This window comes from Mesorhizobium sp. WSM4840 (assembly GCF_055811755.1).
This window is the reverse complement of record NZ_JBVVQD010000010.1, coordinates 1-22,122: the sequence shown is the minus strand read 5'-3', so window position 1 is coordinate 22,122 and position 22,122 is coordinate 1. Positions and strand designations below refer to the sequence as shown.

Genomic DNA, 22,122 nt, shown 5'->3' with positions numbered 1-22,122 from the left:
GCCTCTGGAAGCAAATCGGATCGAGCGCGGCGGTCCGCACTCGATCCTTTCAGGCCGATATCAAATAACGAACAGCCAGTTGGCGAGCAGCATCACCACGACGCCGGCGATCAGCGTCAGGTAGGGCAGGATTCCCGCCTTTTTGACGGCGAGATCGGACGAATTCATGCCGAGATCAGCCAGCATGTGGTCGGGGAATTTGCCCTTGTCCTGGATGTAATGCCGGAAGCAGAACACCGGGATGATGAGGGCAGCCGTGATCAGCCCTGCCCACAGCGCCATCGGGTTCCAGACCTTGGCGCCGGCGCCCATGAAGATCATGTTGACATAGGCAAGGATGGCGCCGAGGCCGAGCAGCCAGCTCGGCGCGCGCCACGGCCGCGCGATATGGCCGTTGTCGATGCGATGGATCCAGCCGGCATTGAGGTTGAGGAAGTTGAAGATGATGTAGCCGCAATTCGACACGGCGAGGATGAAGAAGAAGCTGGTTGCGTCGGCCGAGGCGATGGCCAGCACGGCCAGGTTGAAGATCAGGTCGGTCCACATCGCCCGGGTCGGGGCGCCATGCTCGTTGACGTGGCTGAGATAGCGCGGCAGCCAGCCATCGACGGAGCCCTGGTAGAGGGTGCGCGAGGAGCCCGCCATCGCCGTCATGATGCACAGCACCAGGGCCAGGATCATCAGCATCACCAGAAGGCTATGGATCAGCTGGCCGCCGCCGACCATGCTGGCCAGTGCATCGGCGACGCCGGAGCCGTCGACGATCGGGGTCGCCAGCATGCCGTTCAAGCCGAGCACGCCCTGGAAGGTGAACGGCACCAGGATGAACAGCAGCATGCACAGCAGGCCGGAATAGAAGATCGCCTTGAAGGTGTCGGTGCCGGGATTCTTGAACTCGGAGGTGTAACAGACGGCGGTCTCGAAACCGTAGGTCGACCAGGCGGCGATGAACATACCGCCGAGAACTAGCGTCCAGCCGGCGATGTTCCACGCCCCGGGCTCGGGCGCATAGGCGGCCGCGAGCGGCACCAGCGGCGAGAAATTCGCCCAGTCGATCTGGCCAGTGATGATCGGCACGACGCCGACGATCAGCATCGGAATGATCACGAACAGGCCGATATATTTCTGCACGTTGGCCGTCCCCAGGATGCCGCGATGCTGGATGGAGAAGATGATCAGCATCAGCACTGCGCCGATGAAAAAGGTGGCATTGAAGGTGAAGGAGACCGGGCCCAGCGTGTGACCGTAGAGCGTCCAGTTGCGGATCGCCGGTGTGGCGGCCGCGCTCACCGCCGCAATGGCGTCGGCGACACTCGCCCCGGCATTGGCCGCGATATAGGCAAGGACTTCCGGCGAGGTGTCGGTAAACAGCGGCACCGGCGCCAGCGCGTTGAGGATGTAGGCGGCGGCGATCGAGCAGCCGAGCGACAGCACCGGCGACCAGGCGAACCAGTTGCACCACACCGACAGCGGCGCGATGAACTTGGAGTAACGCAGCCAGGCGGTGGCGCCATAGATCGAGGCGCCACCGGACTTGTTCGGAAACAGGCCGGCGATTTCGGCATAGGTGAAGGATTGCAGGAAGCCCATGATCATGGACACGGTCCAGATCAGGAAGGCCAGCTTGCCGGTCGTGCCGGCAATGCCGCCGATCGAAAACAGGACGAGGGCGGGAACGCCGCTTGCCACCCAGAAGGCGCCGCGCCAATCGATGTTGCGGTGCAGCTTCCCTTCGGCAGGCGGCACCAAGGCAGAGACTATCGTGCTCATTTACGTGAATTCCCCATTTCTGATGTTCCCCATCGGCGACAGCCGACACCTCGCGATGCGTCACCGCCGCACGCGTTGAACGACCTCAGGCGTTTTCCGCTCAGTAGTATTTTTTTCTTGGCAGTGAAGATTGACGCGTCGCGCTTTCACGTCAAGCATTTTGTGAAGCTGTGCACATCGGAGATGTGGAACACGCGCCGACGGCACTCGCCGCCAGCTGATTTCAGGCGAGAAATCGACTTTGCGCGGGCATGGCTTGCGCCATTCGCGATCCTTGAAACGGGCGTCAGGAGCGCGGTCTGTTTTTTTGCGGGTCGTAATGGGCGAAGGCGACGACCCGCGCCGGCAGCCGCTTGCTGTGGCCGTCGAGCTTGCCGATCTCGACCTCGGTGCCGATGGCGGAATGGGTGACGTCGAGCCTGGCCAGCGCGATGTTTTTGTTCAGCATCGGCGAGCGCATGCTCGAAGTGACCTCGCCGATCTGGGCGCGGCCGACATGGACGCAATCGCCATGGCCGACCGCGACATTGGCGTCGATGACGAGGCCGACCAGTTTCTTCTGCGGGTTTTCCTTGCGCCGGATCAGCGCCTCGCGGCCGATGAAATCGTCGGTCTTGCTCTTCAGCGGCACGGTGAAGCCGATGCCGGCCTCGAACGGATCGGTCTGGTCGGAAAATTCATAGCCGGCAAAGATCAGCCCGGCCTCGATGCGCACCATGTCGAGCGCCTGCAGCCCCATCGGCTTCAAGCCATGCGGCTGGCCGGCCTCCCAGATGGCGTCGAACACCTTTTCGGCATCGCGTGGATGGCACCAGATCTCGTAGCCGAGCTCGCCGGTATAGCCGGTGCGCGAGACGACGACGGGAATGCCGTTGCCGCCGCCGATGCGGGCGACGGCGAAGCGGAACCATTCGAGTTCCTCGATCGACGGCTGCAACGGCGAGGTCCAGATGATCTCCTTGAGGATGTCGCGGCTCTTCGGCCCTTGCACGGCGACATTGTGCATCTGGTCGGTCGACGAGCGCACCAGCACGTTGAGGCCGAGGCTCATTGCCGTCTCGCGCAGCCATTCGCCGGAAAGATCGTCGCCGCCGACCCAGCGGAAATTATCCTTGCCGAGCCGAAGCAGCGTGCCGTCGTCGATCATGCCGCCATGCTCGTAGCATATAGCGGAATAGACGACTTGGCCGACGCCGAGCTTCTTGATGTCACGGGTCAGCGTGTATTGCAGCAGCGCTTCGGAATCCGGGCCGGTGACCTCGAATTTGCGCAGCGGCGACAGGTCCATGATGACGGCGGCCTGTCGGCAGGCCCAGTATTCGTCGATCGGGCCTTGCCTGGCGAAGGAATTGGCCAGCCAATAGCCCCTGTACTCGACGAAGTTGCGGGTGTGTTTGGCAAAGCTCGAATGAAATGATGTCTCGCGGGTCATTTTCGGTTCCGAATCGGGCGTCATGCGTCTGGCGATCGCTCGCGAGAATTTGTGCTGGCCGGAATAGGTCCGCACATGGATGTCGGTCAGGTTCCAGCCATTGGCCGGCGTCGTGTCGTCCGGGCAGGCCGACGAAACGCAAACGATGTCGGTCAAGGCGCGCAGCAGCACATAGTCGCCCGGCCGCGACCACGGCTCGTCGGACACCATGACGCCATGCGCGTCGATCGCCGTGTTGAAGAAGAAGTTGATCGCCATCCAGCCCGCGCGCGGGGTGACGCCCTTGTCGGCGAGCGCGCGGTTGAAATTCTCCGAGCAGTTGGGGTGACCGGGATAGCCGATGTCGTCGTAATATTTGGCGGCGCAAGCGAGCGCGAATGCATCGTGCCGGCCGCATGTGTCCTGCACCACTTCGACCAGCGGCTCCATGTCCTGGTCGTAATATTTCGAGTGCAGGCCTGGCATCGGATAGCTCGAGCCCATCAGCGTGCGGGTCGTCGTCACGTCGAGCGGATGATCGCTGCCCTTGTCGAGCTTGCGCGCCGAAAAGCACTGGAAGTCGGTGCATTGGCGCCCGTCGACATCGATGATCTGCAGATAGTCGCCTGCCTTGACGAAGTAGGCTTCCGCGGTCGCCGAATGGACGCGCAGGTCGAGCACCGGATCGGCTAGCGGATCGCCCAATTGCGACTTCGCCACCGGACGGATCGTGGCGCGGCGGACGATGACGCTGAGCGGTGTCGCCGTGTCGTGGCCGTCGACCAGCATCGGGCCACCGGGGGCGGCAATCAGCATCGATCCATCGCGGGCGATGGTAAAAGCTTGTTCGGTGGCGCCGCCGAAAACGCGAACCGCCTTGGCCCGATCGAGCTGCACCTGGCGTCGCTCGAGCCCCCGGCGCAAGGATGCGAGGCTGTCGTCGCCCTCGGCGAGCAGCGCCTTGATGCCGGCGGCGTTGCTGTTCGATTTCTCACCGAAAATGCCGGGATCGGTCGCGCCGCTGCTGTCCCATGCCAGCAGCTCGCATGCCTGCCCGCCCTCGACATCGCGCACTGTGACAATGTCGCCGGACTCGACCTCGATCAGCACCGCGCCATTGCCCTGAACCGAGTATCGCTCCATCCCGGCCGGCAGCGCGATCTGGCCGGGCCGCAGGATCAGGCTCGGCCGCGGCGGTCCGGCGGCGACGGCAGGGTAGGGCGACTGGCTCATCTCAACCCTTCTCCGAGCGAGAAACAAGTTTGCCTAGGGGTAAAATTATTTTCGCTGAGAGAATAGCAGCGGGGAGGGATTTGGCAAGAAGGTGGCGGTGTCGTCATTGGCACTGTCGTTCAGGTAGGTTTTTGCCGACCCCGAATGTCGCTGCCCTCATATGAGGCTTTCGCGTTCAGACAATACAATACACTCGACGACAAGGTGCTGATACAACCGGTGGGTGCCGAAGTTTATGCCCGGCCCGTTGATGGAGATGACGGATGAGGCTTTTCATGCGCGTATCAACCCGGTTTACAGTGAAAGTATGTTGCGGTCTTCTGGTCTCTGCCCTCGTCTGCGGATGCGATCTCACAGGTAAATCAAGCCTGACGTCCACTTTGACTCGTGAGGAGCGTCTGAAGGTTGCCGCAGACGCCTATTACAATAACCAATGTCAAAAGCAGTGGGCGCTGCTTTGGCCAATGGCGCGAGAAGGCGATGGCGAAGCGCTTTCAGAGCTTGCCTCTGAGCTTGGGGGAAGGCTCGAGATCCCTGCCTCGGATACGGATATCAAAATTGATATGGGAGCTAGGTCATTTGCCAACGTGCTTGTCATGACGATCTACGCTGCGACAGCGTCAAAATATCCTGACAAGCGCCATCTCTACTACATCTTTGATCCCGCTAGATGGAACAAGGGCGATGTAACGGTCGTATCCATGCGCTCCGGCCGGATCAGTTATAGCTCAATCAAGGCTCCCCCGCCAACTTCAATAACAAAGTTGGAAAATTGCCTTTCTCAGGCAAACGCCTCGAACGTTGGTGACAGATGCGTCGCTCAGGCCATCAAATTGGGGCTCATTCCGAGCTTTTCCGAATATAGTAAAGCCATGGATGCAGTTCCGACTACGTACCGCCCGAACCATTGCATTCGTCGTCCTTGGTAATTTAACAGGATATTACCGAATGTCAGAAGGTGACTTGACCTCCGAGGAAGTAGTGTTGGGCCGCTCCGTCTACGAGATGCAATCGACTACGGCAAAGCGCCTATCGCGCAGAGTCCGAAAATTATCCAGCTACAATTCCTCAGAATGCCCGATCGTCACGCCATACTCGGCCGCGGAATCGAGAATGGTTTGCCACAGGCTCTCGGCGAAGGTCGCGAACACCAGCACATTGAACACCGCCTGTCCATTCTGATCAGGCCCACGCCAGAGCGTGACGCTGGTGTGGTCAATCGACGTCGCAGCGGCAGCGCCCACCGCGAAGGCATCGGGATGCAAATCGATCGACGACAGCTTCGCAAGCATCGCGCGCGCCTTTTCCCCGGATAGGCTGATCAGCGCCCGCGCATGCGATTGGTCGGACAGCGAGGCCGAGCCGGCGAAAGCGGAGCCAAGCGCCTCGGCCGAATGCTTGCCGGCTTTGGACAGGACGAAGAACTGGTCCGGTCCCGACCAGATCAGCGTCGCATCCGCCGTGCCGACCGCCTTGGGCGTATTCGGAATCCCCATACCGAAATGGATCTCGGCAGTGCGTGCCAGTTCCGCTCCTTTACCGCGCCTCGCCATTACCTGGATCAGGTCGAAATTTCGGATCTCGTTCAACGAAACGCCGGCGCCAGTGCCGCGCGCGCCATATGCGCCCGGCACCAGCGCGTGCTCGAGCGGACTGCGGGGAACCCAGGAAAACTCAGCCACGCTGGCGCCCTCCATCCGGATCATAGAAGACTGGACTGCACAATTCGACATCATAGTCTTCGCCGCGCACCGGGTCATGCGCATGGACGATCTCGCCGAGGCGCTTGCGGCCGCGTTCGACAAGCCCGAGCCCGATCCATTGGTCGAGCGTCGGCGAAAAACAGACCGAGGTGACGTAACCCTGATCGTTATCCGGGCCGGGTGTCTGCCCTTTCGGCACGATATGCGCGCCGGAGCGCAGGCGACGCGTCTTGTCCGTCGGCTTGATGCCGACCACGACCTGGCGGTCCGGGCCGACCAGCGCCTCACGCCCGGCCATGTCGCGGCCGACAAAGTCCTTCTTGGTCGACATCATCTTGCCCAGGCCGAGATCGCCGGCCGTCGTCGTGCCGCTCAGCTCCGGCCCGGCGACATGGCCCTTTTCGATGCGCATGACGCCGAGCGCCTCGGTGCCGTAGGGCGTCGCGCCGAATTGTTTGCCGGCTAGCATCAGATTGCGCACCAGCGCGTCGCCGTAGCGGGCCGGAACGGAAATCTCGAACGCCATCTCGCCAGAGAACGAAATGCGGAACAGCCGCGCCCCGATGCCGCCGCGAAGGGATACCTTCCGCGCGCCCATGAACGGAAAACTCTCGTTGGAGAGGTCCTCGGATTCATCAACGACCTGTTTCAGCAACTCCCGCGCGCTCGGCCCGGCGATCGAGAATTGCGCCCACTGGTCGGAGACCGACGTCAGCTGCACGTCGAGTTCTGGGAACAGCACCTGCCGGCAGAATTCGAGATGCTGCATCACCGGGCCGGCCTTGGCGGTGGTGGTGGTCAGGAAATAATGATCTTCGGCCAGCCGCGACGTGGTGCCGTCGTCACAGACCATGCCGTCCTCGCGCAGCATCAGCCCGTAGCGGGCTTTTCCCACGGCGAGATTGGAGAAGGTGTTGATGTAGACGCGGTCGAGGAAGGCGCCGGCATCCGGGCCGTGCACGTCGATCTTGCCGAGCGTCGAGACGTCGCAGAATCCGACGCCGCCGCGCACCGCCTTGACCTCGCGGGTGACCGATTCCAGCCAGTCCTTCTCGCCGGCGCGCGGATACCATTGCGCGCGCTTCCACAGGCCGGTGTCGACGAACACCGCGCCCTGTTCGGCCGCCCAGTGATGCGACGGCGTCAGCCGCGTCGCATGGAAATTCTCGTCGCGATGATGACCGGCGAAGGCGCCGATGGCGACCGGCACATAGGGCGGGCGATAGATCGTCGTGCCGGTCTCGGGGATGGATTTGCCTGATACCGCCGCCATGATGGCGAGGCCGGCGACGTTCGAGGTCTTGCCCTGGTCGGTGGCCATGCCGAGCGTCGTGTAGCGTTTCAGATGCTCGACGGATTCAAAACCTTCGCGCTGCGCCAGTTCGATGTCCGCAGCGGTGACGTCGTGCTGGTAGTCGACAAAGGCTTTCCCTTTGCCGGCAACATGCCAGAGCGGGGTCAGCGAAAAAGCCTCGTCGTCAGCGACTGGCGGAGCGCCGGCATTGCCGCTGTGTCCGGCACTCTGCGCTGCCGCCGCACCGGCGGCGAATCCCTGTCGCAGGCAGGCGCCGAGCCCAAAAGCGCCGTTGGCGGCACCGGCGGCCACCATGCCGGGAGGCGCGCCGTCCGGCACGAAGGCTGATATTTCGTCCTGCCATTTCGGCCGGCCGCGATGGCACGAGGTCAGCCCGACCGCCGGGTTCCAGCCGCCGGAAACGGCAAGCCCGTCGGCTTCGACTTCGGCGCGTGCGCCGCCGGTCAGCGATATCGAGATTTTCCTGACACCGTCCTTACCGCCTTCGACACCGACGACGGAGCCGTTCAAAACGGCAAAGCCGGCCTTGGCGGCGAGCGCGCGATGCGTGGCGGACACGTCCGGACGCGCATCGACGACCGCCGCGATCTGCAATCCGGCGCCAAGCGCCGTCTCGACCGTGCGCCAGCCATCCTCATTGTTGATGAACAGGGCGATCCGCTTCGCAGGGGTCGCCGCATAGCGCGCGACATAGGTCCGCATTGCCGAAGCCATTATCACGCCGGGGGTGTCGTTGCCGGCAAAGACGATCGGCCGTTCGATGGCACCCGCGGCGACGATTGAGCGTTTGGCCACGATCCGCCACAGCCGCTGGCGCACCTGATGTTCGGGCGGCGAGGGCAGATGATCGTTGACCCGTTCGATCGCGCCATAGCTGCCGCCATCATAGACGCCGAACAGCGTCGTGCGGGTCATGATGCGGACGTCGGGCAGCGTGGCGAGCTCGGCCAGCGTGCGGGAAATCCATTCGGTAGCCGGCATGCCGTCGATCGTGCCGCCATCGGCAAGCAGGCGGCCGCCAAGCGCAAAATCTTCCTCGCACAGGATGACGCGGGCACCAGATCGGCCGGCGGCAAGTGCTGCCGCCAGCCCGGCCGGGCCGGATCCGGCGATCAGCACGTCGCAATGCGCCCAGGCCTTGTCGTAATGGTCGGGATCGGCGACGCCAGCTGCGCGTCCAAGCCCTGCGGCGCGGCGGATCGCCGGCTCGTAGATCGCTTCCCAGAATTTCGCCGGCCACATGAAGGTCTTGTAGTAGAAGCCGGCGACGAAGATCGGCGAGAACAGCTGGTTCACCGCCATCACATCGTGGCGCAGCGACGGCCAGCGGTTCTGGCTGGCCGCTTCCAGACCGTCATAAAGTTCTGCCGTTGTCGCCTTGGTGTTCGGCTCGCGCCGCGCCCCCGTGCGCAGTTCGACCAGTGCGTTGGGCTCTTCCGAGCCTGATGTCAGGATGCCGCGCGGCCGATGGTATTTGAACGATCGGCCGACCAGCTTGACGCCATTGGCGATCAGCGCCGAGGCAAGCGTGTCGCCCTGGAAGCCGGCAAAGGTTTTGCCGTCGAAGCGAAAGTTCAGCGGCGCCGAGCGGTCGATGAGACCGCCTGATGCGAGACGATAGGGCTGCGCGTGACTAACCATCAGGCGCCAACCTTAGCGGCGCCAACACCCGCCGCCGGCTCGACAGAGGAAATCTCGTGTGTCAGCGTGTTGCGGGCGATCTTCAGCCAGGCCCGGCAGCCGCCGCCATGGTACCAATGTTCGCTGGTCTCGCCGGCAATGTTGTCGCGCAGATAGACGTAGTCGAAGACGTCGTCTTCCGAGGCGTCCGCCGCCGGACGTACCGGCTTTGCGTCGCCCAGACAGGTGAACTCGCCGAGTTCGCGTTCGCCGCAGAAGGGACAGACAATACGCATGTTTTCCGGGCCGTCCTCAGTGCAGGTTCGGTTGGGCGCCGACGCCCTTTTCATCAATCACAGCGCCGCGCCGGAACCGGTCGAGGCGGAACCGTGCCGCCTCCATATGCGGTTCGTCTCGGGCCAGAAGATGGGCAAAGACAAGGCCGGAGCCGGGCGTTGCCTTGAAGCCGCCATAGCACCACCCGGCATTGAGATAGAGCCCGTCTACCGGCGTCTTGTCGATGATCGGCGAACCGTCCATCGACATGTCCATGATGCCGCCCCACTGGCGCAAGAGGCGCACGCGGCCAATCATCGGCATCAGCGCCATGCCGCCCTCGCAGACGTCTTCCATCACCGGCATGTTGCCGCGCTGGGCATAGGAATTGTAGCCGTCTATGTCGCCGCCGAAAACCAGTCCGCCCTTGTCGGACTGGCTGACATAGAAATGGCCGGCGCCGAAGGTCATGACGTTGGGGATCAGCGGCTTGATCGCCTCGGAAACGAAGGCCTGCAGCACGTGGCTCTCGATCGGCAGCCGCAGTCCCGCCATCGCCGCGACCCGCGACGAACTGCCGGCAACGGCCATGCCGACCTTGCCGGCGCCGATTGTGCCGCGCGAAGTCTCGACGCCGGTCGCCTTGCCGTTGGCGTCGAGCGAAAAACCTGTCACCTCGCAGTTCTGGATGATGTCGACGCCGAGCGCGCTCGCCGCATGCGCATAGCCCCAGACCACCGCGTCATGGCGCGCCGTGCCGCCGCGCCGCTGCAGCAGGCCGCCTTGCACGGGAAAGCGTGCATTGTCGAAGTTCAGGAACGGCATCATCTTCTTGACCGCGGCAAGGTCCAAGAGTTCGGCATCGATGCCGTTGATGCGCATCGTGTTGCCGCGCCGCGCATAGGCGTCGCGCTGCGCATCGGAATGGTAGAGATTGATGACGCCGCGCTGGCTGACCATAGTGTTGTAGTTGAGGTCCTGCTCCATGCGCTCCCACAGCTTCATCGACAGCTCGTAGAAGCCGGTATTGCCGGGTAGCCCGTAATTGGAGCGGATGATGGTGGTGTTGCGGCCGGCATTGCCGGAGCCGATCCAGCCCTTTTCGAGCACGGCGACATTCCTGATGCCGTATTCGCTGGCGAGGAACCACGCCGTCGCCAGGCCGTGGCCGCCGCCGCCGATGATCACCACGTCGTAATGATCCTTCGGGCTGGCGTCGCGCCAGGTGCGCTGCCAGGTCTTGTGGCCGGAAAATGCGGCGCGGGCGAGCGAGAAGATCGAGTATTTCATAAATCTATTCCGAGGTCGCTCGCGCCACGCAGGACCTTTCTTGACGCATCGGAATCATCCGAAAACCGCTTCACGCTTTTCGATCCGATGCTCTAGATATCCAGCGTGTGGTCACGCTCCCACTGGGTGAAGTGGGAAGCATAGGAATTCCATTCCTGGTGCTTCAGCTTTAGATAAGCCGACGAGAATTCCTCACCCAGCGCCGCCTTGAGCGATTTGTCGTTGTCGAACTCGCGTAATGCGTCGAGCAAGTTGAGCGGCAGCTTCGGCGCGCCCTCCACCGTATGACCGAACTGGTACATGTCGATGTCGTAGCGCCTGCCGGGATCGGCCTTCGAGCGGATGCCGTCGAGGCCGGCGGCGATGATGACGGCCTGCAGCAGATAAGGGTTTGCCGCGCCGTCGGGCAGGCGCAGCTCGAAGCGTCCGGGGCCGGGCACGCGCACCATGTGGGTGCGGTTGTTGCCGGTCCATGTCACCGAGTTCGGCGCCCAGGTGGCGCCCGAAATAGTGCGCGGCGCATTGATGCGCTTGTAGGAATTGACGGTCGGATTGGTGATCGCGGCAAGTGCTGAGGCATGCTTCATGATGCCGCCGAGAAAATTCTTGCCCTTCGCCGACAGGCCAAGCTCCATGGCGTTGTCGGCAAAGACGTTGGTCTTGCCGTCCTTGTCCCACACCGAGATGTGGGCGTGGCAGCCATTGCCGGTCAGGCCGGGGAATGGTTTTGGCATGAAGGTGGCGCGCAGGCCGTGCTTTTCTGCAACGGATTTGACCATGAACTTGAAGAAGGAATGCTTGTCGGCGGTCGCCAGCGCATCGTCGAAGGCCCAGTTCATCTCGAACTGGCCGTTGGCGTCCTCATGGTCGTTCTGGTAGGGGCCCCAGCCGAGCGCCAGCATGTGGTCGCAGATCTCGGCGATGACATCGTAGCGCCGCATCACCGCCTGCTGGTCGTAGCAGGGCTTTGACGCCGTGTCGTATTCGTCGGAAATCGTCTTGCCGTCCGGCGAGATCAGGAAGAACTCGGCCTCGACGCCGGTCTTGACATGCATACCGTCGCCCGCCGACTCGGCAATCAGCCGCCTCAGCGTGTTGCGCGGCGCCTGCTCGACCGATTTTTCGTCCATCATGCAATTGGCGGCAATCCAGGCGACTTCCGGCTTCCACGGCAGCTGGATGACCGAATCCGCATCCGGCACCGCCAGCATGTCTGGATGCGCCGGCGTCAGGTCGAGCCAGGTCGCAAAGCCGGCAAAGCCGGCACCGTCCTTCTGCATATCGGCGATGGCTTGCGCCGGTACCAGCTTGGCGCGCTGCCCACCGAACAGGTCGGTGTAGGAAATCATGAAATATTTGACGCCGTTCCCTTTGGCGAAGGCGGCGAGATCGTTCCCCATTATAGTTCCTCGCTTATTGGTATTTGGTAGTTTGGTATCAGAAGCCGTTCTTCCCCGGTATCCAGTTGGTCCCGGCCAGCGGCACGCCGGCCATGGCGGCGGCTTCGATCGTCAGCGCGACGAGATCCTCGGGCTCGAGATTATGCAGGCTGTTCTTGCCGCAGGCGCGGGCAATCGTCTGCGCCTCCAGCGTCATCACCTTGAGATAATTCGCCAGCCGTCGGCCGGCCGCTATCGGATCGACCCGTTTCATTAGTTCGGGGTCCTGCGTGGTGATGCCGGCCGGATCGCGGCCCTCGTGCCAGTCGTCATAGGCGCCGGCGGTGGTGCCGAGCTCGTTGTACTCCGCCTCCCAGCGCGGATCGTTGTCGCCGAGCGCGACAAGTGCGGCGGTGCCGATCGACACCGCGTCGACGCCGAGCGCCAGCGCCTTAGCCACATCGGCGCCGTTGCGGATGCCGCCCGAGATGATCAGCTGCACCTTGCGATGCATGCCGAGATCCTGCAGCGCCTGCACCGCCGGCCTGATGCAGGCAAGCGTCGGCTGGCCGACATTCTCGATGAACACTTCCTGGGTTGCGGCGGTGCCGCCCTGCATGCCGTCGATCACGACGACATCTGCGCCTGATTTAACCGCAAGTGCTGTATCGTAATAGGGCCGCGCGCCGCCGACCTTGACGTAGATCGGCTTTTCCCAGTCGGTGATTTCGCGCAGTTCCAGGATCTTGATCTCGAGATCGTCGGGCCCGGTCCAGTCGGGATGGCGCGAGGCTGAGCGCTGGTCGATACCCTTGGGCAGCGTGCGCATTTCGGCGACGCGGTCGGAGATCTTCTGGCCAAGCAGCATGCCGCCGCCACCGGGCTTGGCGCCCTGGCCGACGACGATCTCGATCGCATCTGCCCGGCGCAAGTCGCGCGGGTTCATGCCGTAGCGCGACGGCAGGTACTGATAGACCAGCGTCTTGGAATGGCCGCGCTCTTCCTCGGTCATGCCGCCGTCGCCGGTGGTCGTCGAGGTGCCGGACAGCGTCGCACCGCGGCCGAGCGCTTCCTTGGCTGGACCGGACAGCGAGCCAAAACTCATGCCGGCGATGGTGATCGGGATTTTCAGCTCGATCGGCTTTTTCGCATGGCGCGAACCCAGCACCACGCTGGTGTCGCAGCGCTCGCGATAGCCTTCCAGCGGATAGCGCGAGATCGAGGCGCCCAGCACCAGCAGGTCGTCGAAATGCGGCAGCTTGCGCTTGGCGCCGGCGCCGCGAATATCATAGATGCCGGTCGCCGCGGCGCGGCGGATCTCGGAGAGCGTGTAGTCGTCGAAGGTCGCTGATTTGCGCGGCGTCGTCGGCGGGTTGCGATAAGTCATTGAGCCTCAATACGCGTCGGCGTTGTCGATGTTGAAGTTGTAGAGCGTGCGCGCCGAGCCGTAACGCGTGAACTCCGCCGCTTTGACGCCGGTCACCCCGGCGCAGTCGAGCAGGCCTTGCAGGAGTTCCAGATGCTCTGGCCGCATCTCCTTGGCGATGCAGTCGGCGCCGAGGCTGCCGACCTTGCCGCGCACGAACAGCCGCGCCTCGTAGATGGAATCGCCGAGCGCATCGCCGGTGTCGCCCAGCACCACCAGATTGCCCGACTGCGCCATGAAGGCCGACATGTGGCCGATATTGCCATGGACGACGATGTCGATGCCCTTCATCGAAATGCCGCAGCGCGACGACGCGTTACCCTCAATGACCAGTAGCCCGCCCCTGCCGGTGGCGCCGGCATATTGGCTGGCGTCGCCTTTGACCGTTATCGAACCCGACATCATGTTTTCGCCGACGCCGGGTCCGGCCGAGCCATGCACGGTGATGGCGCTGCCGTCGTTCATGCCGCCGCAATAATAGCCGACACTGCCGCGGACATCGATGGTGACCGGCTGGTCGACGCCGACGGCGACCGAATGGCTGCCTTTCGGATTGAGCACTTCCCAGGCGGTCTCGTTCGAACCGAGGGTCAAATTATGAAGCGCCTGGTTGAGCTCGCGCAGCGGCATCTCGGCCAGGTCGAAGACCCGTGACGCATGGCTCTGGTCGAGTGCTTTGGAGACGTTGATTGCCGGCATGAACTCAATGCTCCCAGAAATAGACGGTTGCGGGCTCGGGTTCCCAGACCCTCGCATTGTCTATGCCGGGCAGTTTGGTGAGCGCGCGATATTCCGAGCCGAAGGCGACATACTGGTCGGTCTCGGCCATGACGGCAGGCTTGCAGGCGATCGGATCGCGCACCACGCCGAAGCCGTTCTTGGTGCCGACGACGAAGGTGAAGAAGCCGTCGAGGTCGCTCAGCGTGCCTTCCAGCGCCTCGCCGAGATTCTTGCCATGTGCCATCTGCGAGGAGAGATAGGCGGCCGCGACTTCCGTGTCATTCTCGGTTTCGAATTTCATGCCTTCGCGGATCAGCTCGCGACGGACATTGTTGTGATTGGACAGCGAGCCGTTGTGCACCAGGCACTGGTCGGCGCCGGTCGAGAACGGATGCGCGCCCATCGTCGTCACTGCCGATTCCGTCGCCATGCGGGTATGGCCGATGCCGTGCGTGCCGGTCATGCTGCGCACGTCGAAACGGTCGACGACCGCTTCGGGCAAGCCGACTTCCTTGTAGATTTCGACGACGTCGCCGGCGCCCATGATGCGGATATCGGGGCGCAGCGCCTGGATCGCCTCGCGCACTTCATCGATCTTGTCGGGCGGCGTCCTGACGACCGCATGCGTCGATTTCACCGCGATGTTCACCGGCGTTCCGATCGCCCTGGCGAGTTCGGCATCCAGGTTGCGGAAATCGTGCTCCGGCTTTGCCGACTGGATGGTGATCTTGGCCACGTTGCCGGATGGCGCTCCATAGATGGCGATGCCGGCGCTGTCGGGACCGCGATCGCTGAGCGAGATCAGCATCTCCGAAAGCATCGAGCCAAGCCGGGGCTCGAGCGACTTGTCCTTCAAAAACAGTCCGACGATTCCGCACATGTCAGGCTCCCGAGCTGAGGTATGATTTAGGTGCTACCAGCTTCAACAAGCGAATTCAACTCGTATGAAAGTTTTTTTCATCTTGGACAAGTCGCCTGGCGCAAATGACGCGCCAGGGCGACCGGCGGCGACTTAATGGCGATCGATCGCCTTTCTGGTTTCCTCTCCGGTGCGATCCGCAGCCATGTCGGCTTCGATTTCAGCGTTCTCGTGGCGCGTCTGGAGGACGTGCCACCCGATCCAGTAGACGAGGCCGATCGTTAGAGCGTTGAGATTCCCTTCCATTTCATGTCCCCTCCGTTCAGTTGCGTTCCTTGCCTCTGAGTAAAACTTTTTGCATCTTAGTATTGCGCGCTTTTGGAGTTTTGAGTCAATATGGCGCGGACCGCCGCCGGGCCTCAGTGCGCTGAAGCGGCGAAACGTCGGCAATCGTGTTGAGGAGAAGCAAGTCCATGACCGCATCCTGGAGATTTTCGACCTTGGCGGATCGCCATCGTGCGCTCGGTTCGAAGCTCGAAGACTGGAGCGGGATGGGCACCGCCTGGACCTACGACAAGGACGCCGACGAGGAGTATACCGCCATCCGCACCAAGGCCGGGCTGATGGACGTGTCGGGCCTGAAGAAGGTCCACATCACCGGGCCGCATGCCTCGCACCTGATCGACCTGGCGACGACGCGCGACGTGGAAAAGATCTATCCCGGCAAGTCGGCCTATGCCTGCATGCTCAACGAGGCCGGCAAGTTCACCGACGATTGCATCCTCTACCGCACCGGCCCGAATGCCTGGATGGTCGTGCACGGTTCGGGCACCGGCCATGAGGAGTTGCAGCGCGCCGCCATGGGCCGCGATGTCTCGCTTCGTTTCGACGACAATCTGCACGACCTTTCACTGCAGGGGCCGACATCAGTCGATTATTTGGCAAAGCATGTGCCGGGTATTCGCGACCTCAACTATTTCCACCACATGCAGACCCAACTGTTCGGTTTTCCGGTGATGATCTCGCGCACTGGCTACACCGGCGAACGCGGCTACGAGATCTTCTGCCGTGGCCAGGATGCCGGCACGATCTGGGACACCATCCTCGATGAGGGCAAGAGCGCCGGCATCATCCCGTGCCGGTTCACCACGCTCGATATGCTGCGTGTCGAGAGCTACCTCTTGTTCTACCCCTACGACAATTCGCAGAAATATCCGTTCGAGAACGAAGGCCCCGGCGACACGCTGTGGGAACTCGGCCTCGACTTCACCGTCAGCCCCGGCAAGACAGGCTTTCGCGGTGCCGAGGAGCACTACCGCCTCAAGGGCAAGGAGCGGTTCAAGATCTTCGGCGTGCTGCTCGAAGGCAAGGAGCCGGCCAACGAGGGCGCGCCGGTCTATCGCGACGGCAAAAAGGTCGGCGTGGTGACCTGCGCCATGTATTCGCCGCTGGTCCAGAAATCGATGGGCATTGCCCGGCTCGATGTCGACTGTGCCGTCCAGGGCACCAGGCTCGAGATCCGCAACCAGAGCGGCGCCATCAGCGCGACGGCTGAGCCGCTTCCGTTCGATGATCCGAAGAAGACCAAGCGCACGGCGAAAGGCTGAGGCATACTGGGAGGATGGCAGCGAAAAGCATCATCAGCCGGCCGGTCTACGGAACCCTGTCGCCGCAGCCTGGCAAGCACCATCTCTTCGTGGCGGATGCAGAAGGAGCGCTGGCGATATCAGACTTGGCCACCAAGGCGCCGGCGGGCTTCTTTGCCGATGCCCACATCATCTTCATCCCCGGCAATGACGGCAAGCATGTTGCGGCGCTCGAGGCGCTGAAGCCGGCGCAGTTCTACCAGGGGCCTTCCTTCGCCAGCGCCTTGCCGCGGCTGAAACAGACCTTGGCCAACGCCCATATGGGCCTGCGCCTCTATCTCGCCGGCACCGAGGGGCTGATCGGCCAGGCCATGCAGGTGGCGCTCGAAGCCGGCATCGACCACACCTCGATCCAGACCGAGCATCGCGGCTCGCTGGCGCGCCGCATCCAGTGCGTCCATTGCAAGGGCATCACCGAGAACGTGACGACGCAGCCGGCGACCTGTTCGCATTGCGGCCTGCTTCTCCTGGTACGCGATCACTATTCCAGGCGCCTCGCGGCGTTCCAGGGCGTCTGCATCAATGCGGAAGACCGCAGCGAAATTCCTCCGACGGAGGAGATCTTTCGATGAGCACCGGCACCACAAAGCTCGACGTCGTGGTGAGCGACGTCGTTCCGGTCAACGAATTGGTCACGCGCTTCCATTTCCGCAGGCGCGACGGGCAGCTTTTGCCGACATTTTCCGGCGGCGCTCATGTCGTCGTCGAAATGCGCGACGGCGAGCGGACCAGGCTCAATCCTTATTCGCTGATGGGCTCGCCGCTCGATACGCGCGAATACACGATCTCGGTGCGCCGCGACGATGTCGGCCGCGGTGGTTCGCTGTTCATGCACAGCAACGTCAGGCCGGGCATGGAGATGGTGATCAGCTATCCGGTCAATCTGTTCTCGCTCGATTTGCGCGCCAGAAAACACCTGATGCTGGCGGGAGGCATCGGCATCACGCCGTTCATGGCGCAGACCGCGCAGCTGGCGGCGCAAGGCGGCAATTTCGAGCTGCACTACACCTGCCGCACCGCATCGCTCGGCACCTATGCCGATGTGCTGAGAGAGCGCTACGACCGCCGGGTCAGGCTCTATCACGACGATCGCGACGAGCGCATCGAGCCCGACCGGCTGCTGTCGTCGCAGCCGCTCGGCACGCATCTCTATGTCTGCGGCCCGTCGGGCATGATCGGCTGGGTGTGCGATCGTGCCGCTGCGCTGGGCTGGCCGGCGGAAACTGTGCATTTCGAGCATTTCGCCGCACCGCAGCCCGGCGCGCCGTTCGACGTGACGCTGGCGGTCAGCGGCAAGACGATCCGCGTTGGCGAGCAGCAGAGCCTGCTCGAGGCGATCGAGGCGGCAGGCGTCGATCCGCCCTATCTCTGCCGCGGCGGCGTCTGCGGCCAGTGCGAGACCAATGTCATCGCGCATGACGGCAAATTCATCCACAACGACCACTGGCTGAGCGAGCAAGAGCACCGATCCTGCAACAAGATCATGCCCTGCGTATCGCGCTTCGAGGGCAGGTCGCTGGTTCTGGAAAGATAGGAGGCGAGCCTGGGCATCACTTTTCGCAACGAAACGTTCCGTAACGACTTCACCTTCAGGAACAGCCCGGAGCACATCAGGCGGTTTCCGTTCCCGTTCCACGAAGACAGCTACATGTACGCGGTCAACATCGAGCCGCATGTCGTCGGGCCGAAGGGCAGCGTGCTCGAAAACCTGATCGACGTCGACGAGCACTATGTCGCCGAGATGCAGGACCGCGCGCTGGTGCTGGCCGAGGACCCATTGCGCTGCCAGTCGCTGCCGCATATGACGCTGGCCGGCTGGGATCTGCTCGAACTCCTGATGGAGCAGCAGGCGCTGGGCTATCCCGAGCATTTCACGCTGACGCGCGACGGCGACCGCTGGCGCTGGATCAACCGGCCGCTCGGCATTGACGACAGCTTCACCTTCGGCGACGTGTCGACGCTGCCCTATGGGCCGATGGAATACATCACGCGGCAGAGCCAGGGCGATTTCTGCATCCTCGACCAGCGGGACGGCAATCTGTGGATGGACGCCGGCATGGTCACCACCCAGGCCGACTGGTCGCTCGATTTCGACATCGGCATGAACTTCTTCGAATGGCACGCGCCGGTGCCGCTGGCGCACGAGAAGGGCATATTCGTCCGGGCGCTGAAATTCCTCACCAACATTCAGCAAGGCAAGCCGGCGCGGCGGCTGAACTGGACGATGACCATCAATCCGCGCCTCGACACCAGTCCGGAAAATTATCACAAATGGGGTCCGGACCGGACGACGGTGACGCCCGAAAACGTTGGCGACAAGGTCCATCTGCGCGTCGAATTGCAGAGCTTCTGGCGGCTGCCGCGCTCGAACGGCATCGTCTTCCCGATCCGCTGCTACCTGATCAAGATGGACGAGCTGGTGACGCAGCCGAAATGGGCGCGGCGCCTGCACCGCGTCATCCGCGACCTTCCCGAAGAACTCGCCAATTACAAGGGCTTGACGCGCTATCGGCCGACGCTGGTCGAGTGGCTGTCGAAGCTCGACGACGGCAGCCCGACAAGCCCAGGATTTGGGCCTGACTAAAGCAAGGTCCCCCTCATCCGGCCGCTTCGCGGCCACCTTCTCCCCGCTGGGGAGAAGAGAGGTAGGCGCCGGCGCTGCCGATCTCCTCTCCCCTCGGGGAGAGGTCGGATTGCCCCGAATTGCCCTTCGCAATTCGGTTGGTAATCCGGGTGAGGGGGTCTGCTTGCGTCCCGCTCACCCCGCACTACTCTGCGGATAGCAGATGATCGACAAATAACGCATCGGCAGTTGCGTCAGCACCTCCGGTCCGTGCGGCGCATCGGCGTCGAAGAACAGGCTGTCGCCGGGCTTCATCGGATAGAGATTGTTGCCGTGGCGGTAGGTAACCTCGCCTTCAAGCATGTAGAGGAACTCCATGCCTTCGTGCTGGAAGGTCGGGAACACATCGGAATCCTCGGTCAGCGTGATCAGATAGGGTTCGACGACGACGCCGCTGGTGTTGGAGCCGATATGGCCGAGCAGATTGTACTGGTGGCCGGCACGCGTGCCGCGCCGCTCGACGTCGAGGCCTTCGCCGGCCTTGACGAAGACGGCGCTGCGCTCTTCCTCGAAGCGGCGAAAGAAGGCGGTGACCGGAACGCCGAGCGCCCGCGACAACGCCTGCAAAGTGGTCAGCGACGGCGAGGTGATGCCGTTTTCGATCTTCGACAGCATGCCAAGCGAAATGTCGGTGGCAGCCGCAAGATCGGCGACGGTGATGCCGAGTTTTTTGCGAAACGCCCGCACCTCGCGGCCGATTGCGACCTCCAGGACTTTTTCGCGGGTGTCGCGAACGGCGTGCGGGTCCTGGGTCAGTGGCGTCCGGATCATTGCCACGCCCTTCGGCGATGGCTTGGCCTTGGCGGCTGCCCCATTCCTGAAATTGGAAGCTTTCTTCGCCATGTCGCCACCCGGTTCTGCAGATTTATTTCACTCACGGTGAACATATTCGGTGCGGATACAGAGCGCAACTGCGACAGCAAGCCTCTTTATGACGAGCGGCGTGCTCTCCAGGTTTCCGCCATCAGCGGTTTTGCTGAAAATCCGATCTGCTGAAACGTGGTTTCAGCAGAAGGCCTGTTGACAGCATCGAAGGGGCAATTACTGTCCTGTCAGTGAAATTTGTTTCGTTAGAGAAATGAGACCGGGAGGCCCGCAATGAAAAGTCGTGTTGCCGTCATCGGAGCCGGACCTTCCGGCATGGCCCAGCTTCGAGCCTTCAAGTCGGCAGCCGACAACGGCGCGGACATTCCGGAAATCGTCTGCTTCGAAAAGCAGTCCGACTGGGGCGGCTTGTGGAATTACACCTGGCGCACCGGCCTCGACGAGCATGGCGACCCGGTGCATGGCTCGATGTACCGCTACCTCTGGTCGAACGGACCGAAGGAATGCCTCGAATTCGCCGACTACACGTTTGAGGAGCACTTTGGCCGTCCGATCGGCTCCTACCCGCCGCGCGCGGTGCTGTGGGACTATATCAAGGGCCGCGTCGAAAAATCCGACGTGCGCAAATGGGTGCGCTTCAACAGCCCGGTGCGCATGGTGACCTTTTCCGACGCGACGAAAAAGTTCACCGTCACCGCGCATGACCGCACCAACGACGTCACCTATTCGGAAGAGTTCGACAACGTCGTTGTTGCCTCGGGGCATTTTTCCGTACCCAACGTTCCCTATTTCGAGGGCTTTTCGAGCTTCAATGGCCGCATCCTGCACAGCCATGATTTCCGCGACGCCATGGAATTCAAGGACAAGGACATCCTGATCATCGGCCGCTCCTATTCGGCCGAGGATGTCGGCTCGCAATGCTACAAATACGGCGCCAAATCGATCACCTCCAGCTACCGCTCGAAGCCAATGGGCTTCAAATGGCCTGACAACTGGAAGGAAGTGCCGCTGCTGCAGAAGGTCGTCGGCAAGACCGCGCATTTCAAGGACGGCAGCACCAGGGATGTCGACGCCATCATCCTGTGCACCGGCTACCTCCATTCATTCCCGTTCCTCACCGAGGATCTGAAGCTCAAGACCGCCAACCGCATGTGGCCGGACGGGCTCTATGATGGCGTCGTCTGGGAGAAGAACCCGCAGCTGTCCTATATCGGCATGCAGGACCAGTTCTACACCTTCAATATGTTCGACGCGCAGGCCTGGTTCGCGCGCGACGTCATCATGGGCCGCATCGAACTGCCCTCGGCAGAAGTGATGGCGGAACATGGCAGGAGATGGCGGGCGCGCGAGGAAACGCTGGAAGACGCCGAGCAGATGATCTGGTTCCAGGGCGACTACACCAAGGAGCTGATGGAGCAGACCGATTATCCGGGATTCGACGTCGAGGCGACAAATCAGACCTTCATGGAATGGGAGCACCACAAGGCGCAAGACATCATGAGCTTCCGCGACCACGCCTACCGCTCGCTGATGACCGGCACGATGGCGCCGTTGCACCATACGCCGTGGCTGCAGGCGATGGATGATTCAATGGAGAGCTATCTTGAGGTGAAGGGCGTCGCGGCGGAGTAGACCATGATCCCGAACCGAAGGACCGCGTCAGCGAAAAGTAGGAATCGGTTTTTCGGAAAAGATCGTGGTCAAACAAGAAAGGAAAATAGAGCCTGTGGCTGAGGGTCAGAACCCAATCATTCTGACGACCGAATTCAGACCTTCTCGGGCATTTGACGCCGAGACGACGCAAGTTGACCCTAAGCGGAAGCTCGTTCGCGCTCGCCCAAATTCACGCTAATGACCCTGAACGACCCTTCATCAGCTTATTTTGCTGCCCGATAGCTGACCTTCGCGGCAACCAGCACTGATGACCCTACCGTGACATTGCGATTCCACTTGAACTGTCCCAGTCACGCAGCCGCAACTTTGTCGGCAACAAAGAGGTAACGATTGAGGCTGAAGAAGAACTTCC

The 22,122-nt window shown here is 62.4% G+C and carries 18 protein-coding genes; 7 read left to right on the top strand and 11 right to left on the bottom strand.

Going from position 1 to position 22,122, the window contains the following annotated elements:
* Nucleotides 1–60: 60 nt before the first annotated feature.
* Together AC0L3I_RS15300 and AC0L3I_RS15295 are read right to left on the bottom strand one after the other, a co-directional pair.
* Complete coding sequence (locus tag AC0L3I_RS15300) at nucleotides 61–1,770, bottom strand: APC family permease (protein WP_473527401.1); 1,710 nt, start codon at nucleotides 1,768–1,770, stop codon at nucleotides 61–63.
* A 286-nt stretch (nucleotides 1,771–2,056) separates the two neighbouring features.
* Nucleotides 2,057–4,414, bottom strand: coding sequence for a DUF1989 domain-containing protein (locus AC0L3I_RS15295; RefSeq protein WP_473527400.1), 2,358 nt, complete (start codon nucleotides 4,412–4,414; stop codon nucleotides 2,057–2,059).
* Nucleotides 4,415–4,677: 263 nt separating this feature from the next.
* Here AC0L3I_RS15295 and AC0L3I_RS15290 point away from each other — a divergent pair, with 263 nt between their 5' ends.
* Nucleotides 4,678–5,343: a hypothetical protein gene (locus tag AC0L3I_RS15290; protein WP_473527399.1), complete on the top strand. Its 666-nt coding sequence runs from the start codon at nucleotides 4,678–4,680 to the stop codon at nucleotides 5,341–5,343.
* A gap of 129 nt (nucleotides 5,344–5,472) precedes the next feature.
* Here AC0L3I_RS15290 and AC0L3I_RS15285 read toward each other — a convergent pair whose 3' ends face one another.
* The 8 genes from AC0L3I_RS15285 to AC0L3I_RS15250 all read right to left on the bottom strand — a co-directional run bounded on the left by AC0L3I_RS15285 (nucleotide 5,473) and on the right by AC0L3I_RS15250 (nucleotide 15,023).
* Nucleotides 5,473–6,096: a sarcosine oxidase subunit gamma gene (locus tag AC0L3I_RS15285; RefSeq protein ID WP_473527398.1), complete on the bottom strand. Its 624-nt coding sequence runs from the start codon at nucleotides 6,094–6,096 to the stop codon at nucleotides 5,473–5,475.
* Complete coding sequence (locus AC0L3I_RS15280) at nucleotides 6,089–9,073, bottom strand: sarcosine oxidase subunit alpha (RefSeq protein ID WP_473527397.1); 2,985 nt, start codon at nucleotides 9,071–9,073, stop codon at nucleotides 6,089–6,091. Before AC0L3I_RS15280 ends, AC0L3I_RS15285 begins: the two co-directional genes overlap by 8 nt.
* Nucleotides 9,073–9,348 carry a sarcosine oxidase subunit delta gene (locus AC0L3I_RS15275; RefSeq protein ID WP_473527396.1) on the bottom strand — a complete coding sequence of 92 codons (276 nt, stop codon included), beginning with the start codon at nucleotides 9,346–9,348 and terminating at the stop codon, nucleotides 9,073–9,075. Before AC0L3I_RS15275 ends, AC0L3I_RS15280 begins: the two co-directional genes overlap by 1 nt.
* A gap of 16 nt (nucleotides 9,349–9,364) precedes the next feature.
* The gene (locus AC0L3I_RS15270) at nucleotides 9,365–10,618 is read right to left on the bottom strand and encodes a sarcosine oxidase subunit beta family protein (RefSeq protein ID WP_473527395.1); all 1,254 of its coding nucleotides are present in this window, start codon (nucleotides 10,616–10,618) and stop codon (nucleotides 9,365–9,367) included.
* A 92-nt stretch (nucleotides 10,619–10,710) separates the two neighbouring features.
* A complete protein-coding gene (gene glnT, locus AC0L3I_RS15265; protein WP_473527394.1) occupies nucleotides 10,711–12,018 on the bottom strand; it encodes a type III glutamate--ammonia ligase in 1,308 nt (435 codons plus the stop codon).
* Between the two features lie 37 nt (nucleotides 12,019–12,055).
* On the bottom strand, nucleotides 12,056–13,384 hold the full coding sequence (locus AC0L3I_RS15260; RefSeq protein WP_123146944.1) for an FMN-binding glutamate synthase family protein: 1,329 nt from the start codon (nucleotides 13,382–13,384) through the stop codon (nucleotides 12,056–12,058).
* 6 nt (nucleotides 13,385–13,390) lie between these two features.
* Nucleotides 13,391–14,122 (bottom strand): GltB/FmdC/FwdC-like GXGXG domain-containing protein, encoded by a 732-nt coding sequence (locus AC0L3I_RS15255; protein WP_473527393.1) that lies wholly within the window; start codon nucleotides 14,120–14,122, stop codon nucleotides 13,391–13,393.
* Nucleotides 14,123–14,126: 4 nt separating this feature from the next.
* Nucleotides 14,127–15,023, bottom strand: a complete 897-nt coding sequence (locus AC0L3I_RS15250; protein WP_473527392.1) for a class II glutamine amidotransferase — start codon at nucleotides 15,021–15,023, stop codon at nucleotides 14,127–14,129.
* Between the two features lie 135 nt (nucleotides 15,024–15,158).
* Here AC0L3I_RS15250 and AC0L3I_RS15245 point away from each other — a divergent pair, with 135 nt between their 5' ends.
* From AC0L3I_RS15245 to AC0L3I_RS15225, 5 genes are all read left to right on the top strand, one after another.
* A complete protein-coding gene (locus AC0L3I_RS15245) occupies nucleotides 15,159–15,287 on the top strand; it encodes a hypothetical protein (RefSeq protein ID WP_473527391.1) in 129 nt (42 codons plus the stop codon).
* 188 nt (nucleotides 15,288–15,475) lie between these two features.
* Nucleotides 15,476–16,609, top strand: coding sequence for an aminomethyl transferase family protein (locus AC0L3I_RS15240; protein ID WP_473527390.1), 1,134 nt, complete (start codon nucleotides 15,476–15,478; stop codon nucleotides 16,607–16,609).
* Nucleotides 16,610–16,623: 14 nt separating this feature from the next.
* Nucleotides 16,624–17,220, top strand: coding sequence for a dimethylamine monooxygenase subunit DmmA family protein (locus AC0L3I_RS15235; protein WP_473527389.1), 597 nt, complete (start codon nucleotides 16,624–16,626; stop codon nucleotides 17,218–17,220).
* Complete coding sequence (locus AC0L3I_RS15230) at nucleotides 17,217–18,182, top strand: PDR/VanB family oxidoreductase (protein ID WP_473527388.1); 966 nt, start codon at nucleotides 17,217–17,219, stop codon at nucleotides 18,180–18,182. The genes AC0L3I_RS15235 and AC0L3I_RS15230 overlap by 4 nt, the downstream gene beginning before the upstream one ends.
* A 9-nt stretch (nucleotides 18,183–18,191) precedes the next feature.
* On the top strand, nucleotides 18,192–19,232 hold the full coding sequence (locus AC0L3I_RS15225) for a heme-dependent oxidative N-demethylase family protein (RefSeq protein ID WP_473527525.1): 1,041 nt from the start codon (nucleotides 18,192–18,194) through the stop codon (nucleotides 19,230–19,232).
* Nucleotides 19,233–19,406: 174 nt separating this feature from the next.
* On the opposite strand, the gene AC0L3I_RS15220 is transcribed toward AC0L3I_RS15225, so the two are convergent.
* Complete coding sequence (locus AC0L3I_RS15220) at nucleotides 19,407–20,114, bottom strand: helix-turn-helix domain-containing protein (protein WP_258119350.1); 708 nt, start codon at nucleotides 20,112–20,114, stop codon at nucleotides 19,407–19,409.
* 255 nt (nucleotides 20,115–20,369) lie between these two features.
* Between AC0L3I_RS15220 and AC0L3I_RS15215 the strand changes: the two genes are divergently transcribed.
* A complete protein-coding gene (locus tag AC0L3I_RS15215) occupies nucleotides 20,370–21,728 on the top strand; it encodes an NAD(P)-binding domain-containing protein (RefSeq protein ID WP_473527387.1) in 1,359 nt (452 codons plus the stop codon).
* The last annotated feature ends 394 nt before the right edge of the window (nucleotides 21,729–22,122 follow it).

Coding starts and splice junctions, on each gene's coding strand:
- glnT (WP_473527394.1), bottom strand. CDS start 12,018: ATGGGGAACGATCTCGCCGCCTTCGCCAAAGGGAACGGCGTCAAATAT.
- AC0L3I_RS15275 (WP_473527396.1), bottom strand. CDS start 9,348: ATGCGTATTGTCTGTCCCTTCTGCGGCGAACGCGAACTCGGCGAGTTC.
- AC0L3I_RS15235 (WP_473527389.1), top strand. CDS start 16,624: ATGGCAGCGAAAAGCATCATCAGCCGGCCGGTCTACGGAACCCTGTCG.
- AC0L3I_RS15250 (WP_473527392.1), bottom strand. CDS start 15,023: ATGTGCGGAATCGTCGGACTGTTTTTGAAGGACAAGTCGCTCGAGCCC.
- AC0L3I_RS15290 (WP_473527399.1), top strand. CDS start 4,678: ATGAGGCTTTTCATGCGCGTATCAACCCGGTTTACAGTGAAAGTATGT.
- AC0L3I_RS15240 (WP_473527390.1), top strand. CDS start 15,476: ATGACCGCATCCTGGAGATTTTCGACCTTGGCGGATCGCCATCGTGCG.
- AC0L3I_RS15245 (WP_473527391.1), top strand. CDS start 15,159: ATGGCGATCGATCGCCTTTCTGGTTTCCTCTCCGGTGCGATCCGCAGC.
- AC0L3I_RS15255 (WP_473527393.1), bottom strand. CDS start 14,122: ATGCCGGCAATCAACGTCTCCAAAGCACTCGACCAGAGCCATGCGTCA.
- AC0L3I_RS15215 (WP_473527387.1), top strand. CDS start 20,370: ATGAAAAGTCGTGTTGCCGTCATCGGAGCCGGACCTTCCGGCATGGCC.
- AC0L3I_RS15220 (WP_258119350.1), bottom strand. CDS start 20,114: ATGGCGAAGAAAGCTTCCAATTTCAGGAATGGGGCAGCCGCCAAGGCC.
- AC0L3I_RS15300 (WP_473527401.1), bottom strand. CDS start 1,770: ATGAGCACGATAGTCTCTGCCTTGGTGCCGCCTGCCGAAGGGAAGCTG.
- AC0L3I_RS15270 (WP_473527395.1), bottom strand. CDS start 10,618: ATGAAATACTCGATCTTCTCGCTCGCCCGCGCCGCATTTTCCGGCCAC.
- AC0L3I_RS15280 (WP_473527397.1), bottom strand. CDS start 9,073: ATGGTTAGTCACGCGCAGCCCTATCGTCTCGCATCAGGCGGTCTCATC.
- AC0L3I_RS15295 (WP_473527400.1), bottom strand. CDS start 4,414: ATGAGCCAGTCGCCCTACCCTGCCGTCGCCGCCGGACCGCCGCGGCCG.
- AC0L3I_RS15260 (WP_123146944.1), bottom strand. CDS start 13,384: ATGACTTATCGCAACCCGCCGACGACGCCGCGCAAATCAGCGACCTTC.
- AC0L3I_RS15230 (WP_473527388.1), top strand. CDS start 17,217: ATGAGCACCGGCACCACAAAGCTCGACGTCGTGGTGAGCGACGTCGTT.